The sequence below is a fragment of the Vibrio sp. 10N.286.48.B8 genome (assembly GCF_003050085.1).
In the GTDB taxonomy this organism is placed as follows: Bacteria; Pseudomonadota; Gammaproteobacteria; order Enterobacterales; family Vibrionaceae; genus Vibrio; species Vibrio crassostreae.
Genome location: NZ_PIGD01000004.1, coordinates 271,445 through 286,975 on the forward strand (window position 1 = coordinate 271,445; position 15,531 = coordinate 286,975).

At 46.1% G+C, this 15,531-nt stretch carries 13 protein-coding genes; 4 read left to right on the forward strand and 9 right to left on the reverse strand.

The features are described 5' to 3' along the window. Positions 1 to 49: 49 nt before the first annotated feature. A complete protein-coding gene (locus CWO08_RS07505; RefSeq protein ID WP_102478519.1) occupies positions 50 to 697 on the reverse strand; it encodes a glutathione S-transferase family protein in 648 nt (215 codons plus the stop codon). Between the two features lie 98 nt (positions 698 to 795). On the opposite strand from CWO08_RS07505, the gene CWO08_RS07510 reads away from it, so the two are divergent. Then, on the forward strand, positions 796 to 1,647 hold the full coding sequence (locus tag CWO08_RS07510; protein ID WP_102478518.1) for a LysR family transcriptional regulator: 852 nt from the start codon (positions 796 to 798) through the stop codon (positions 1,645 to 1,647). A 101-nt stretch (positions 1,648 to 1,748) separates the two neighbouring features. Here CWO08_RS07510 and CWO08_RS07515 read toward each other — a convergent pair whose 3' ends face one another. From CWO08_RS07515 to CWO08_RS07525, 3 genes are all read right to left on the reverse strand, one after another. Then, the gene (locus CWO08_RS07515) at positions 1,749 to 3,863 is read right to left on the reverse strand and encodes a methyl-accepting chemotaxis protein (RefSeq protein WP_108020183.1); all 2,115 of its coding nucleotides are present in this window, start codon (positions 3,861 to 3,863) and stop codon (positions 1,749 to 1,751) included. Positions 3,864 to 4,241: 378 nt separating this feature from the next. Next, entirely contained in the window at positions 4,242 to 5,735 is a 1,494-nt protein-coding gene (locus CWO08_RS07520; protein ID WP_108020184.1) for a cryptochrome/deoxyribodipyrimidine photo-lyase family protein, read from the reverse strand. A 112-nt stretch (positions 5,736 to 5,847) separates the two neighbouring features. Next, positions 5,848 to 7,635, reverse strand: coding sequence for a sigma-54-dependent Fis family transcriptional regulator (locus CWO08_RS07525; RefSeq protein WP_108020185.1), 1,788 nt, complete (start codon positions 7,633 to 7,635; stop codon positions 5,848 to 5,850). Positions 7,636 to 7,961: 326 nt separating this feature from the next. Between CWO08_RS07525 and CWO08_RS07530 the strand changes: the two genes are divergently transcribed. Continuing rightward, on the forward strand, positions 7,962 to 9,482 hold the full coding sequence (locus CWO08_RS07530; protein ID WP_108020186.1) for an aldehyde dehydrogenase family protein: 1,521 nt from the start codon (positions 7,962 to 7,964) through the stop codon (positions 9,480 to 9,482). A gap of 130 nt (positions 9,483 to 9,612) precedes the next feature. On the opposite strand, the gene CWO08_RS07535 is transcribed toward CWO08_RS07530, so the two are convergent. From CWO08_RS07535 to CWO08_RS07555, 5 genes are all read right to left on the reverse strand, one after another. Further along, positions 9,613 to 10,350, reverse strand: coding sequence for an NUDIX domain-containing protein (locus tag CWO08_RS07535; RefSeq protein WP_102530510.1), 738 nt, complete (start codon positions 10,348 to 10,350; stop codon positions 9,613 to 9,615). A 182-nt stretch (positions 10,351 to 10,532) separates the two neighbouring features. Further along, on the reverse strand, positions 10,533 to 10,934 hold the full coding sequence (locus CWO08_RS07540; protein WP_048663815.1) for a hypothetical protein: 402 nt from the start codon (positions 10,932 to 10,934) through the stop codon (positions 10,533 to 10,535). A gap of 145 nt (positions 10,935 to 11,079) precedes the next feature. Next, the gene (locus tag CWO08_RS07545) at positions 11,080 to 11,412 is read right to left on the reverse strand and encodes a multidrug efflux SMR transporter (RefSeq protein WP_048658977.1); all 333 of its coding nucleotides are present in this window, start codon (positions 11,410 to 11,412) and stop codon (positions 11,080 to 11,082) included. A 149-nt stretch (positions 11,413 to 11,561) separates the two neighbouring features. Further along, positions 11,562 to 12,401 carry an S-formylglutathione hydrolase gene (gene fghA, locus CWO08_RS07550; RefSeq protein WP_102530133.1) on the reverse strand — a complete coding sequence of 280 codons (840 nt, stop codon included), beginning with the start codon at positions 12,399 to 12,401 and terminating at the stop codon, positions 11,562 to 11,564. A gap of 156 nt (positions 12,402 to 12,557) precedes the next feature. Continuing rightward, positions 12,558 to 13,706, reverse strand: a complete 1,149-nt coding sequence (locus tag CWO08_RS07555; RefSeq protein ID WP_108020187.1) for an S-(hydroxymethyl)glutathione dehydrogenase/class III alcohol dehydrogenase — start codon at positions 13,704 to 13,706, stop codon at positions 12,558 to 12,560. Between the two features lie 322 nt (positions 13,707 to 14,028). Between CWO08_RS07555 and CWO08_RS07560 the strand changes: the two genes are divergently transcribed. Together CWO08_RS07560 and CWO08_RS24355 are read left to right on the forward strand one after the other, a co-directional pair. After that, positions 14,029 to 14,373: a multidrug efflux SMR transporter gene (locus CWO08_RS07560; RefSeq protein WP_108020188.1), complete on the forward strand. Its 345-nt coding sequence runs from the start codon at positions 14,029 to 14,031 to the stop codon at positions 14,371 to 14,373. Positions 14,374 to 14,832: 459 nt separating this feature from the next. Then, on the forward strand, positions 14,833 to 15,531 hold a 699-nt coding region (locus CWO08_RS24355; RefSeq protein ID WP_181360037.1), incomplete at its 3' end, for a tetratricopeptide repeat protein.

Here is a 15,531-nt window from a genome sequence, read left to right on the forward strand (position 1 = left end):
TTATGAAAACAATGAGTCTCGAAGTTATTCGAGACTCATTCGTTACAAATTAAACAGGTTCTCCTGCCTCGTCTTCTTCAACGATATCTTTTTCTAAACTCGCCTCCGCCAACCATTTCTTTATCGACGGGCTATTCAACACACGTTGTTGATACTGCTGGGCTTTATCCGAAAGTTTGATGCCGTAGGTTTCGACTCGCAGTGCTACAGGTGCAAACATCGCATCGGCAATCGACCATTCATCAAACAGCCAGCCTTCTGGGTATTGATCCATCTGCGTCGACCATATCGCATCAATACGTTCGATGTCTTTCAGCGCGCCTTCACTCAGCGTAAGCTTTCTTTTAGCTCGGCAATTCATTGGCATTTCATTCCTGACAGCAAAGAATCCTGAGTGCATCTCTGCGGAAATCGCTCTTGCACGAGCACGCTCTTTGGTGGATTTTGGCCATGCTGCGCCGTTCAAGTGGGCGTCGTTAACGTATTCGAGAATGGCAAGTGAATCCCACACCGCAATGTCGCCATCTACTAAGGTTGGAACCTTGGCCGTTGGCGTCACTTTCGCCAGAGTGTCGTAAAAACCTGAGGTGAAAAGCTTAAGTTTGATGATGTCTGCATTCAGGTTGTAGTTATCGAATATGAGCCATGCGCGCAATGACCAAGTAGAGTAGTTCTGGTTTCCAATATAAAGCTGCATAGGTACTTCCTTGCGTTTGGTGAGTATGTATTTGAGCTTAGGGGATTGTATTGCGGCGCACTAACGGATAATTTTGATGCAATACATTAATTAAAACGATGGGTGGTGATTTCAATATGGATATTGATGCGTTGCGAGGCTTTCTCGCGTTTGTGGAAACCAGCAGCTTCACACGTGCAGCGAAACAGATAAATCGCACCCAATCGGCATTCAGTGCGCAGATGCGTAAGTTGGAAGAGGAGCTAAACGTCACCCTTTTCCAAAAAGAAGGACGTAACCTTGTATTGACTGAAGCAGGCTTAGCGCTGCGTTCTCATGCTGAACAGTTGGTCTCGCTACACAATACCGCGCTTAAGCAAGTAAAGCGTTACGAAGACAAACAACCTCTGCGACTCGGCTGCCCTGAAGACTACAACGACAGTATTCTGCCGAAAGTGATTCGTTTGTTGCAGAACGCTGAACCTACGTGTTCCATTCAAGTATTTAGCTTGCCAAGCATTACGCTGAGAGAGTGGCTTGATGATGGTAGGCTTGATGCTGCGATTGTGACCCGCGCTCCCGATAGTGAAGAGGGATACTGGCTAACCAGTGATGTGGGCGTTTGGATAAGCAGCCCTGATTTTGTGTTTGATGATTCTAAACCTGTCCCGCTTGCTCTGTTCCAGACTGATTGTAAATACCATGCAGCGGCGGTGAATGGCTTAACCAAACAAGACACCCCTTATCAGCTTTTGGCGTGTAGCAATACGGCTTCAGCGCAGCGTGCAATCGTCAAAGCTGGGTTGGCAATTGGTGCGATGGGCAAGCTCAGTGTCACGCCTGATTTGAAGGTTCTCGACGATATGCCGCCGTTACCTGCGGTGGACATCGTACTGTTGCTTGCGAGTAAGCATCATCCTGTGTTGGATAAAGAGGTGATCAACCAGCTGATTGAGTTGGATTCCAATTAGGGTTTGTTGTTTGGTGAGAGGCACTGCTGAGAGTGTTCAAGAAATAGAAAGGCCGAGAACATTACGTTTCTCGGCCTTGTTTTTATGGAAGATAGAGTGAATTAAGAGAGCTTAAATTTACTCAACTCGCCGTGTAAATCTCCGGCTTTTACTGTCAGCTCATTACTGATTTCTACCGATGATGTCATGGTGTCCATCACTTCCACGGCGGTGTCGTTAATGATGACCACGTTGCGGTTAATCTCCTCGGATACTGAGCTTTGCTCTTCAGCCGCGGAAGCGATTTGGTTGTTCATGTCGTTGATGACTTCAATGGCTTGGTTAATCTCTGATAGGGCTAAGTGGGCCGCTTGAGTTTCGCCTTTGGTATTGTTCGCTTGCTGTTGGCTTTGTTCCATCAATACCACGATAGATTGGGTCTCTTGCTCTAGGCGCGCCAGCATTGAGCGAATCTCTTCGGTCGAGCCTTGAGTACGGTTTGCTAGGTTACGCACTTCATCGGCCACCACCGCAAAGCCACGTCCGGCTTCACCCGCACGAGCTGCTTCAATCGCGGCGTTAAGCGCAAGTAGGTTGGTTTGTTCTGCAATACCGCCAATTTCACTCAAAATACCTTGAATGGCGGTGCTTGAATCAACTAAGTTTTGCGTTTGTTGCTGAGCATCATTCACTTGAGTGGCCAAGCTATCAACTGCGCTGGCGGCATTGTCCATGCGTGTCATGCCGTTAAGGCTATTACTTTGTACCTGGCTAGCGGCCGCAGCGGCTTGAACGGCTGAGTTCGCTACTTCTTGTGCAGTTGCACTCATCTCATTGATTGCAGTGGCGAGTGAGTTCACTTCGTTTACTTGAGCGTTCAACTGGTCACGGGATACCTCTGCACGAGCTTGACCCTCAGTCGAGTTCTTATCGACTTGGTCTGCTGTCGCCATTACAGTAAGCAGCATCTCTTGTATGCGAGATAGGAAGGTATTGAACCAGTGAGCAAGTTGCGCGGTCTCATCTTTCCCTTTTACTTCGATGCGATAGGTTAAATCACCTTCACCTTGTGCGGCATCTTTAAAGCGCTCGACCAAGTTATTGAGAACTTTGCCCAGAGAGTTGGCAATCAATGCCATAGAGATGATGCCTAGAAGAACAGCGACGATCCCCGCCCACACACCTTTTTCAAGCGCTTTCGAATTCTGTTCATCACTCCACTGGGTGTATTCGTCGACACTTTTTGCAAGGTGACTACTGGGAACCGACACCATGACTACCCACGGTGCGGCGTTAGTCTCGATAGCAGTTATGGCGTACTCCTCTCCGCCAAATGTAACCAACCCAGCCCCAGACTGTTTAGCGATAGACTGAACTCGCGACCATTCTTTTTCTAGCTCTGGCGAGACCTTTTTACCGACCGTGTTTCTAGCGCTGCTGTTGGCTAGGGTAATGCCTTTCCATGACGTGATGAGAATTTTACCTTGTCCGTCGAACAGTTGACGAGCAAGACCTTCACTCTGGCTTTGCAGTTCATGAAGTGACAGATCGAAACCAAGTGAGCCGATGATCTTACCGTTCTGTTTGATCGGCTGGCTGATGGTAGTAATGAGTTCTTGCTTACCACGAACCGGATAGAAGTACGGTTCCATTACGAATGTTTTACCTGTTTGGTAAGGCATTAAGTGCCAGTCGTCTTTGCGTTCGCCATTGCTGTTCAGTTCAGTATTGCTGAAGCTCTCCATTGCGACCGCATCAAAGCTGTTTTGGTCATTGGGAGAGAAGAAAGGGGCAAGATAGCCCTGACTGTTAAAGCCTAATTTGTTGTCTAAGCTGATCTCGCCATTGAGATCGGTTTGTTGTGGCCAAGTTTTGTTTTCCCACACCATGTAGCCAGCAAAGACGGCTTTGTTTTGTGCTTCTAAAGCGGCAGTAAACTGTTGAACGATAAGGTCTGAGCTAGCGTCCGTTTCTGAACTCAACTCAATGATTGAACGTGCTTGTTTTAAGTTGGCTAATACCGGATTAAGTTGGTTAGAAATGTTCAACCCTTGCTGAAGTGCCGTATTTTGTAAATCGGTTGTCGTAGCGTCGGTTAACTGTAGTTTTACTTTCTCTGTGACTTGTTTATTCACATCAGTAAAAGCGCTAGTGGTCATGCCCATTGCGATCAACAGGGTGAAAGCCATCGCCCCGCCTGCACTCACCGCAATTCGCGTTCGTATACTGTTAAACATATGATCTCTCTAGCTAAATAGTGGTAGTTTTGCAGAGATTTTAAACAAGATAAGTGAACGGAAAATTCAAAATAATGAACACAAAAAGAATAGGGAGATCAAAAATATAAACAAGATTGCATAGTGCGCAGTTTTGGCTTTGGTCGTAACGTTTAGAGGAAGATGGAAATCATCATTTAGCAATCGCTAACTTTCTGTATTTATTCGTTTTAATGATACTTAGGAGAGTTTAATGTTTTAGTAAGGCGACTATTTTTCTTTTCTAGTTTGTGACCGCGAGTCTATTACTCATTATATGACGGCGGTCACAAATTATTTTATTTAACCCAATGAATTACCACTCTTTTTATAAGTGATTTAAAGAGGGAACGCGTTGTATTAGCTTGCCCGTTTTGTTTTGCTCTGTTTCTTCGGTGGCCTAACGTGGCGTGACAAAATACGACTTCGTTCTTGTTTCACTTCCGTTAGCTTTCTCCATGACCATAAACGCACTCGTGCCTCTTTAGCGCTAGCTTCGAGATCGACGACTGGATTAAGGTAAGGGGATTCTGGTTCAAGCTCATGCATCATGATTTCCATAGGCGTCATCTTCCAAGGCTCAAACAGGAGTGGAGTGGGTATGTCTGAAAGTTCGGGTACCCATTTTCGGATGAAGTCCCCATCGGAATCGTGTTCTAGGGCTTGCTTGGTTGGGTTGTAAATTCGGATGGTGTTGATGCCGGTTACCCCAGCTTGCATTTGAAACTGTGGGTAATGAATGCCAGGTTCAAAATCGAGGAACAGCTGCGCTAAGTGTGTGACACCATCACGCCAGTCCATGTTCATATGGTGAGTGAGAAAGCTCACCAGCATAGAGCGCATGCGGAAATTAATGTACCCCGTATGATGCAGGCAGCGCATACAGGCATCGACCAACGGCACGCCTGTCATCCCCATCTTCCATGCCTGAAGATGTGTCGGATCTTTTACCGTTTCATTCTGCAATAGCGTCTCATAGGCGTGGTTGATGCAGCGAAACTCCATCCCGCATTCCGATTCAAACTTCTGCATGAAATGACAGTGCCAGTGAAGCCTTGAAGAGAGAGCAATCAAGCTGCGACGAAATCCAGCGACTTGCCAGTGTCCCAATAGGTGTTGATAAACTTCGCGCAGCGATATATTGCCCCAAGCTAAATATGGGGATAGACGTGTACAGGCATGTCGTGAAGCTTCTGGGCTTGAGATACTGCGATAGTAATCGCGACCACGGCGCTCAAAGAAGTCGTGTAATGTTGCCCATGCCAGTGCACTTCCGCCCGTTTGTATGCCGTTAACTTTGGCTAACCATGCTTGTGGAGGTTCCATAGCGAGTTCAAGCTCTTCAGCATCAAGGGTATGCAGTGATTCTGTAGTTAACTGACTTTCTTCTATGGGAGCACGCATCACACTGTTCCAATGCTTGTCCCAACCGATTCTGTCTTTCGACCCTCTCACGACAGCGCCCTGTGCGAGCTCTTGCCATGGGATGTTGTGCTCTTTAAACCAAGTAGAGAGTTGTACGTCGCGTTCAAAGGTGCAATTTAATCCTATCTCTTGATGAGAGAAGACGTTTTTAATGTGGTAATGAGATTGGATCACTTCGAAGCAGTCCACTGCACTGCCATGAAGTATTGAGACCTGATGTCCATACTCTTTCAGCGACTGGTTCATGCATTGCAGCGACTGCCAAACAAACCGCCAATGTCGCTCAGAATAGTGGGCATTGTTTAGCAGCATGGGTTCGAAAATGTAGAGCAATATCGTGGGGTGTTGATTTGATAAAGCATGTTGTAAAGGTGCATGGTCGGTGAGTCTTAAATCGCGCTTTAGCCACACTATGTTGATTGTTTGCATCTGAGCCCTCTTTCGTTTTGGATCATTACGAATCAGAGGTCAAAATGTCTCACTGGAAGTGAATTTTATTTTCGATGATGATAGGGTAGGCTATGAGCGCCTGTGTTCATTATCAGAGAATACCTAAGCTTTTTAGTTTTCGATAAATCGTATTGCGGCTGATGCCGAGTATTCGCGATGTCTTGCTGATGTTGCCTTGGTTCGCTTGATACGTTTGCAACAAGGTTTCTTCAACGGTACTTCTTAAATCGTTACTCACTGTACCTTTGATGGTATTAGGAGGCGTCAGTTGATGCTGATTACCTTGCGCTAGCGATGTGAGATGTTGAGCAAGGTGGCTGGGCACATGCTCGAGTGTGAGTTGTGGTTCGTCACTCGCCAGTAAAGTGGCGACTTTGATTAGGTTGTCTAACTCGCGGATATTACCTGGCCATGAATAGGCGCATAGCAACCCCATCAAATGTGGGCAGATTATCTGCTCACCTTCGGCGTATTTACTGTGAATGTGCTCGATTAAAGCATGCTTATCTTGTCGGTGTTGCAAGCTTGGCAAGGTAAAGGCTAAGCCATTGAGTCTGTAATACAGGTCTTGCCTAAACTCTCCGGTTGCGACTAACTGCTCGAGGTTTTTGTGAGTGGCAGCGATGATCTGGCAATCGACTTGGTAGCTCTGGTTTGAACCTACAGGTACTACGGATTTGTCTTGTAGAACATGCAGCAGTCGGCACTGAGCTTCTAAAGGCATGTCGGCGATCTCATCGAGAAATAGAATCCCTTTATCTGCTTGGCGGATCTTGCCTTGGAAGCCCTTGTGGCTTGCTCCCGTAAAGGCGCCCGGCGCGTAACCAAACAGTTCAGATTCGATAAGATCTTTAGGCAGCGCACCGCAATTCACCGCCACTAGAGGCGATGATTTACGCTGGCTTTGCTTGTGTAACGCTTTAACAAACTCGCCCTTACCGACACCTGTTTCACCTAGAATTAATAGGCTAATGCCTTTGTCGATAACCTTATTGGCCTGCTGCCAAGCGTGTTCTATCTGTTGTTCACCATGGTGTAAATCACATGATGCTGATATAGAGCGTGTGCGCTTGGTTGTTGGTCGTTTGAGGTGCTGTTTTTCAAACACAAAGGGTGCATCTATTGAAGCTCGGTTGAAGAGGGTATCGATACTCTCACCGACGATCGAGGTTTGATCCAATAGTTGAGAGGCGACCTGATTATGTGCCACCACCTCACCAGCCTCATTCGCTATTACGATCCCTTGCCAACCACTGTGCAGTAGCGATTTTTCACAAGCGAGATCAATGCGAGTCGTGCCTTGTGGGATATAGCTCAATAGCTGATTCTCAATAAGCTGAACCATATTTTGAACGAGTAGCTGCACCGAACTGTCGTGTTGCTGCTGCTCACTGGTAATGTCCAATACGCCAACCATTTGCCCTTGATGATCAAACACTGGGCTTGCTGAGCAACTGATAAATCGATGCTGGTGGATGAAGTGCTGCTCACCAATGATGGTTACAGGTTTAGCTTCCACGATCGCCGTGCCAATGGCGTTGGTGCCTTTGAGTTGCTCCTGCCAACACGCACCAGAGCTGAGTGCAATCGAAGTCAGTTTTTCCCTAAACCGCTCTTGTCCCCAACTAGCCAGAATCACCCCTTCAATGTCGGTCAAGATCAAACGACTGTCGGTACGTGCAAACATCTGGTTGAACAGAGGCAGTGCATTGCGCTCGACGATTTGAATCAAGCTCGATGACTGATGACGTCGCTGCTTAAGAATCGACTGTGGCAGGCGAATATCTTCGGGAAGACGTCTCTGTTTTAGCCCCGCTTCTGTGCTGCGGTGCCAAGAAGACGAAAGCCAATCTGAGGTGTTTGCTTGTTGAAGGTGCATGACTGTTCCATGTCGTAACAGTGAGGGTGTACCAAATTGGAACAGTTGAACACTGGAGTGGTTTCCATACGGCTGTTCAATACCAACTCACTTTAGGTTGTAAATGTTTGGTAATCATAGTTTTACAATTTATTAACAACAAGTCTTGAGGTTGTGGCGTGTGATTTGCGTTGTTCTTGCTGTGAAGAAAACACGAAGTATCAGTGTTTTAAACAGAAAGAATAAACATGGGCGTCTTGTCATGAGTCCTTTTCTCAGAGAAGTCGCAACAAAAATAAGACAGCTCTCGCTCAATAACGAACAACACATCTAAGAAGGATCTAACTATGATTTACGCACAGCCGGGTAGTGACAACGCAGTGGTGAACTTTAAAGCTCAGTACGATAATTTTATCGGTGGTGAGTGGGTGAAGCCTGTCAGCGGCGAGTATTTTGATAACACGTCTCCAGTGAATGGTCTGGTGTATTGCCAAGTGGCACGTTCAACTGAGGCTGACATTAGCTTAGCGCTCGATGCCGCACATGCAGCTCGTGCAAGTTGGGCCGCGACCAGTGTGACAGAGCGTTCGAACATTCTACTTAAAATTGCTGACCGTATTGAAGCAAACCTAGAAGAGATCGCAGTCGCCGAGACATGGGAAAACGGCAAACCAGTGCGTGAAACCCTGGCGGCAGACATCCCGTTAGTTGTCGATCACTTCCGTTACTTTGCGGGTTGTATTCGAGCGCAAGAAGGCAGTGCTGCCGAGCTCGATTCAAACACTGCAAGCTACCACTTCCCAGAGCCAATTGGCGTAGTCGGTCAGATCATTCCTTGGAACTTCCCGATTCTAATGGCGGCTTGGAAACTAGCACCTGCACTGGCTGCGGGCTGTTGTGTGGTGATGAAGCCTGCCGAGCAAACACCGACATCGATTTTGGTGATGATGGAGAAGATAGCGGATCTCCTGCCTGCAGGTGTGGTCAACATCGTGAATGGTTTTGGTAGCGAAGCAGGCCAAGCGTTAGCAACCAGTGACCGCTTGGCTAAGTTGGCGTTTACGGGTTCAACAGAAGTCGGTCACCATATTCTAAAATGTGCGGCTGAAAGCTTGATTCCATCAACCGTTGAGCTTGGCGGTAAGTCTCCAAACATCTACTTCCCAGACATCTTTGACCATGAGGACGAGTACCTAGACAAGTGTGTTGAAGGCATGTTGTTGGCGTTCTTCAACCAAGGTGAAGTGTGTACCTGTCCTTCTCGTGTGCTCATCCATGAATCGGTATACGACAAGTTCATTGCGAAAGTAGTCGAGCGTGCTCAAACCATCAAACAAGGTAACCCGCTAGATACCGATACTCAGGTTGGCGCACAAGCTTCTAAAGAGCAGTTCGATAAGATTCTGAGCTATCTTGAGATTGGCCGCCAAGAAGGCGCGAAAGTGCTGACAGGTGGCGAAGTCGCGCAGCAACCAGATGATTTAGGTAATGGTTACTACATCCAGCCAACCATGCTCGAAGGGCACAACAAAATGCGTGTTTTCCAAGAAGAGATCTTCGGCCCTGTTATCGCTGTCACCACTTTTAAAGATGAAGCAGAAGCGTTAGAGATTGCCAACGATACCGAGTATGGCTTGGGCGCAGGTGTATGGACGCGTGATGCCAACCTTGCTTACCGCATGGGTCGTAATATCGAAGCGGGTCGTATTTGGGTTAACTGTTACCATGCTTACCCTGCACATGCGGCGTTTGGTGGTTACAAGAAGTCTGGCATTGGGCGTGAGACACATAAGATGATGCTCGACCATTATCAAAACACCAAGAACCTGCTGATCAGCTACGATACTAATCCGCTAGGCTTTTTCTAACATAGATATGTTCTAAAGATAGCGTTCTGAATTAGATAAAATTAACAACGCAGTCGGCTTGAATAAAAACAGAAATTAAAAGCAAAACGCCCAATTCATGTGAGTTGGGCGTTTTTATGTTTGAAGTATTCTAGCTTTTCGAAAAGAAGATTTCTGGCTTGTGGTTCGGGCCCGAATTACCTTCTAGCTGAGTAAGCTCTAATCCTTGTTTCCCTATTAAAGAACCGACCAACTGGCGATTAAACGGGTAACTGTCAGGGTTGTTAATGTACTCTTCAATATCGACCCATTTTGCTTCTGCAATTTCATCGGTGTCTTGAATCGCAATCTCCCGAGTTTGAGCGATAAGGTGACAAACAAAGTAGAGGTTCGATTTGCCAAACTGGTATGGGTGGCGCGTTGCCATGCCAACCACCGATACAAACTCCGCTTTGATACCCGTCTCTTCCAAGGTTTCTCGAACCACAGACTCTTCAATACCCTCGCCAAGTTCAATGTGGCCGCCAGGTAGTTTATAGCCTGTCATGCCATGCTCTTTTATCATCAGCACTTGATTGTGTCCGTTGGTGATCAGAGCTCCAGCTCCCAAAGTATGGGTCGGGATGAAAGGCACAAACTCGACGATTTCGGATTTGTGGATCAGCGTAATCTCGTCTTCTAGACAGTTGTGGAACACAAAGCCAAGTTCGGTCGCTACCGGAATGAGGTGCGAGAGCGAAATAGGTAAGCTAATCCAAATAATGCCTTTGTTATTTTGTTTTGAAAATTCGGTGATTTCACTAAGTTCGGCATGAAATGTATCAGCATCTTGAGGGGCGGTTGCCGGAGCAATGATGATGCCGTTAAATTTGTCGAGCGTAAATTCCACGGGTGATCCTTTATTATTTTTGATTTATTGGGCGTTGAGCATTGGCTGAGCTTATCGTATCTCCAGCGGAAAGGGCAGTAGTCGGTGGAAAGTGAGAGAAGGTTTTAAGCGAGAGGCGAGAAACAAAAACAGCGCTTGGAAGTCAAGCGCTGTCTAATAATAGATTCTATTGTATACCGACTTTAACGAATGTAGTTGGCATTAATACTTACGTACCAGTGCTGCAGTTTGCCATCGGCTTTCTTGATCCACAAATCGTTGGTGTAGCTCTCAATCTTGCCGTTAACTGTAAGGTTGAATGTGTTCTCGTCGAATTCGCCAAGCTTCACAAACTGGTCTGTCGTAATTAGAAACGGGTCCATGTCGTCCACACCAACCACATCTGAAATCACATAGTAGTGGTAGGTTAGCGGCTTGCTCGCATCATTCGGGTTGCTGCGATACGCCACAAGCTTGAATGGTTCCGTCAATGGAACGTCGAGCGTTTGCTTGTCCATTGTTGCTGGAATCGGGATAAACAGCCAAGCGGTAAACAGACCGCTCAATAAAACCATCAGGAAGAAAAGAGTCTTAATTGCTTTCATAGCAACCTTCAAAATAGGTGATGTTGAAGACGCTATGGTAACAGGTTTGATTTGCTGATTGTAAGAGTATGAATAAGTGAAGGCATCACCTGTCTGTTAGGAAGTTTGAACGAATTGACACACTGTTAATAACTCACTATCTACACTAGTGTGAGTGACCTTGCGACAGGTTGATCATCACAACACCGGCTGCCACTAGTAACATGCCAATCCAAACCATGGTATCGAGGTGCTGGCGGTAAACGAATGTAGAAATCAGACTCACGGTCACGATAGCTAAACCTGCCCATAAAGAGTGCACCACACCAACTGGCATTCCCTTCATCGCTTGGCTCAAAAATAGAAACGCTGCCAAGTGCCCTGAGATAACCAGTAAAGCTGGTACTGGTTTAGACAAACTAAACCCGTCAGTGGCTTTAAGTGCAACGTGAGAAAGTGCTTCAGCCATTACGCCCATCATCAAGAAAAACCAGCTCATATTCGTACCTTTGTCGTTGTATTGTTTGTGTTGGTATAGCAAGAGTGTTTGAAAGTGTTAATCGATGCCAATCGCGGATTAACTCATATTGCAGGCACAAAAAAGCCCACACCTCACGCTTTTGCAAGGTGTGGGCTAAATAGGTGTCGCTACTTGTTTAGGTAAGCCGCGTGGAACTCAATGTGCTCATCAATAAAGCTAGAGATGAAGAAGTAGCTGTGGTCGTAACCTGGCTGCATACGTAGCTCTAAATCGGCATTGGTTACCTTAGCCGCTTCGACTAATTGCTCAGGTTTAAGCTGCTCAATCAGGAAGTTATCCGCTTCGCCTTGGTCTACCAACATTGGCAGCTTAGTGCCTTTGGTTTTTAGAAGCTCAGAGGCATCGTAGTGCTTCCACTCTTCAATATCTAAGCCCAAGTATTGGTTGAATGCTTTCTGTCCCCAAGGGCATTGCATTGGGTTCGTGATTGGGCTGAATGCCGAGATAGAGCGGTAGCTATCTTCGTTTTTAATGCCAATCGTTAGTGCACCATGTCCGCCCATGCTGTGACCAGAAATTGATTTCACTGATGTCACTGGGAAGAAAGACTCAATCAGCGCTGGTAGCTCTGTTACCACGTAATCGTACATGTGGTAATGGCTGTCCCATGGCGCTTGAGTAGCATTCACGTAGAAGCCTGCGCCTTGGCCTAAGTCGTAGTTTTCATCGTCGGCAACACCTTCGCCACGCGGGCTTGTGTCTGGGGCAACAATGGCAATGCCTTGCTCAGCCGCGGCTTTGAATACGCCGGCTTTTTGCATGAAGTTTTCATCGGTACAGGTTAGGCCTGATAACCAATATAAAACAGGTACTGGGTTTTCTTTGCTTGCATTCGGTGGCAAGAAAATCGCGAAACGCATGTTGCAGTCAAGCGTTGCAGAAAAGTGGGTGTATTGTTTATGCCAACCACCAGCAACCTTTGCTTGGCTAATGTTTTCAATTGTCATCTATTGTGCTCCGTTAGGTTGATGGTTTGGGAGTAAATTTGTCTATATGAGTAAAAGTTTCACCACCCACCGGGCAGGAGGTGGTGAAGACAGTTTCGCTCTGATGCTTAAGTCAGAACTGTGGTCTCGACACCTAAGTGCCGAGACCAAGGAGAATTATCTGTCCATGTGTAAAACAGTACGGATAGATTCACCTTTGTGCATTAGGTCGAATGCGTCGTTTACTTCGTCAAGGCTCATTGTGTGAGTAATGAACTCTTGAAGACCAAACTCACCTGCCATGTAACGGTTTACGATTTCTGGAAGCTCAGAGCGGCCTTTAACACCACCGAAAGCAGAACCACGCCATACACGACCGGTTACTAGTTGGAATGGACGAGTTGAGATCTCTTGACCTGCGCCTGCAACACCGATGATTACAGATTCGCCCCAACCTTTGTGACAACATTCAAGCGCTTGACGCATCACGTTTACGTTACCAATACATTCGAAAGAGTACTCAACACCACCGTCTGTCATCTCAACGATAACGTCTTGGATTGGCTTGTCGTAGTTCATTGGGTTGATGCAGTCAGTCGCGCCAAGTTGTTTCGCTAGCTCGAATTTGCTCTCGTTGATGTCAACACCGATGATGCGGTCAGCACCAGCCATACGAGCACCAATGATTGCAGAAAGACCGATACCACCAAGGCCAAATACAGCAACGTTGTCGCCTTTTTCAACTTTAGCTGTGTTCAGTACCGCGCCCATACCTGTTGTAACGCCACAACCTAGAAGACAAACTTCTTCAAGTGGTGCTTCTTTGCTTACTTTTGCTAGTGAGATTTCTGGAAGTACTGTGTACTCAGAGAAAGTAGAACAACCCATGTAGTGGAAGATTGTCTCACCATTGATAGAGAAGCGGCTTGTACCGTCTGGCATTAGGCCTTTACCTTGCGTTTCACGAACTGCTTGGCATAGGTTAGTTTTACCAGACTTACAGAATTTACATTCGCCACATTCTGCTGTGTAAAGTGGGATAACGTGGTCGCCAACTTCGACACTTGTAACGCCTTCGCCGATCATCTCAACGATACCGCCACCTTCGTGACCAAGAATAGAAGGGAAGATACCTTCTGGATCGTCACCTGATAATGTGAATGCGTCAGTGTGACAAACACCAGTCGCAACGATACGAACAAGAACTTCACCTGCTTTTGGCAGTTCAACGTCAACAGTTTCACGTTTTAGAGGCTCACCCGCTTTCCAAGCGACCATAGCTTTAGATTGGATATGAGTTTGACCAGATTTGATTTCGATAGTCATTGGATGCTTCCTTTATATGTCAGTACAGCGGATAACTTTGCAATTAAGTTCAACTCGTTAAGAGTAGTCGAGCTTAAATGTTTCCGCTCTCTCGTTTTGTTGGAGCTAGTATAGGTGTGGTCACAGGTTTTGATAATCCCCTTAAATAGAAAATGATTATTACCTATTTGTAATAATTGATGGAGTTTGAAGGGGTAGCGAAAGGAAAGGTGTTGCTAAGAGAATCTATCGAAAGTCTATACCGTAACTAAGTAGAAGGGACATTTGCTGGAAATAAATAGAGCATAAGCTTGCCGCCTATTTTCTAGTTGTAGGTTTGAACATGCTTTTACCTCTCCCACCACCAGTGATGCTATCACTCGCTATTGTGCTTGAAGTTGTCGCTACTTCTCTATTACCTAAAACGCAGCAGTTTACTTCTCTACCTGCCACTGTCGCGGTATTGGCTGGCTACGGGTGTGCTTTCTATCTATTGTCTCTAACAGTGCAAACCATCTCTTTAGGCGTAGCGTATGCGATTTGGTGTGGGGCAGGGATCGTGCTAGTCGCAGCTTTGTCTTGGCTTGTTTACGGACAAAAGCTCGATATCTTCGCGATCATCGGCATCGCTTTGATTCTGTCGGGCGTGATGATTATCAATCTGTTTTCAACGTCGGTGAGTCATTAGGGGAGCTAGTTGTGTTATGCGTGAGGGGGGGCACAACTTTGTGACTCGTTATGTACGCAACACAGGAGTTTCAGCTACTGAACTTGTTAAGTTTAACCCTCAAGAACTTATTCCTAGTTAACTTCTCAATAGTCGAGTCGGTTGATTCTCTACTGTCACATCCCTGCCCGTTTATTTGACAGATTGAATACTCTACACAATTTAGCGACGAGCCTTTCCCGACTAGAATTCACTCATACGCAGTAAACATTCAACATATGCAACAATAAGCAATTCACTCGATTGACTTTCTTCTAACTTATTGATTTTATAAAAAGTCACAAAGAGAAGATCGCATTATCTTATTACTTGCTATTTAAAGGTCGCTATAGCGACTTTGCTACTACTTGTCATAGATTTTGTGGAAATCACAAGTTACACACATAAATAATAATTATTACTTATACAACAGAGTCAGAGATGCGAATTTTAATTTTCTTAATAGTTTCTATTAGCTTAATGTACGAAAAAGGCCGAGGTGTTTCTCAAGATGACAAAGAGGCGGTGTCTTTGTATAGAAAGGCCGCCGAGCAAGGGCATGTGCTAGCTCAAAACAATCTAGGTGTTATGTACGCAGAAGGCAGAGGTGTCTCTCAAGATGACAAAGAAGCGGTGTCATGGTTCAGAAAAGCCATTCAGCAGGGTTCTGTTGATGCTGAAAACAATTTAGGCGTTATGTACAGAGAAGGCCGAGGTGTCTCTCAAGATGACAAAGAGGCGGTGTCTTGGTATCGAAAGGCCGCAGAGCGAGGACACGCGCTAGCTCAAAACAATCTAGGCACCATGTACGCAGAAGGCCGAGGTGTTTCTCAAAATTATGAAGAAGCGGTGTCTTGGTATAGAAAAGCTATTGAGCAGGGTGCTATGGATGCTCAATATAATCTTGGAGTATCTTACGAGCGAGGTGTGGGTGTAATTCAAGATTATGAAGAAGCGGTGTTGTGGTTTAGAAAGGCCGCTGAGCAAGGACATACGCTAGCTCAAAATAATCTAGGTGTTATGTACGCAGAGGGCAGAGGTGCCTCTCAAGATGATAAAGAAGCGGTGTCTTGGTATAGAAAAGCCATTGAACTAGGACTTGCGCTAGCTCAAAACAATCTAGGCGTTATGTACGAAGAA

What these genes read in the sequence shown, in the direction of transcription:
- CWO08_RS07555 (WP_108020187.1), bottom strand. Translation starts at nt 13,706, where the DNA reads ATGACTATCGAAATCAAATCTGGTCAAACTCATATCCAATCTAAAGCT.
- CWO08_RS07545 (WP_048658977.1), bottom strand. Translation starts at nt 11,412, where the DNA reads ATGAGCTGGTTTTTCTTGATGATGGGCGTAATGGCTGAAGCACTTTCT.
- fghA (WP_102530133.1), bottom strand. Translation starts at nt 12,401, where the DNA reads ATGACAATTGAAAACATTAGCCAAGCAAAGGTTGCTGGTGGTTGGCAT.
- CWO08_RS07540 (WP_048663815.1), bottom strand. Translation starts at nt 10,934, where the DNA reads ATGAAAGCAATTAAGACTCTTTTCTTCCTGATGGTTTTATTGAGCGGT.
- CWO08_RS07505 (WP_102478519.1), bottom strand. Translation starts at nt 697, where the DNA reads ATGCAGCTTTATATTGGAAACCAGAACTACTCTACTTGGTCATTGCGC.
- CWO08_RS07525 (WP_108020185.1), bottom strand. Translation starts at nt 7,635, where the DNA reads ATGCACCTTCAACAAGCAAACACCTCAGATTGGCTTTCGTCTTCTTGG.
- CWO08_RS07510 (WP_102478518.1), top strand. Translation starts at nt 796, where the DNA reads ATGGGTGGTGATTTCAATATGGATATTGATGCGTTGCGAGGCTTTCTC.
- CWO08_RS07520 (WP_108020184.1), bottom strand. Translation starts at nt 5,735, where the DNA reads ATGCAAACAATCAACATAGTGTGGCTAAAGCGCGATTTAAGACTCACC.
- CWO08_RS07530 (WP_108020186.1), top strand. Translation starts at nt 7,962, where the DNA reads ATGATTTACGCACAGCCGGGTAGTGACAACGCAGTGGTGAACTTTAAA.
- CWO08_RS07560 (WP_108020188.1), top strand. Translation starts at nt 14,029, where the DNA reads ATGCTTTTACCTCTCCCACCACCAGTGATGCTATCACTCGCTATTGTG.
- CWO08_RS07515 (WP_108020183.1), bottom strand. Translation starts at nt 3,863, where the DNA reads ATGTTTAACAGTATACGAACGCGAATTGCGGTGAGTGCAGGCGGGGCG.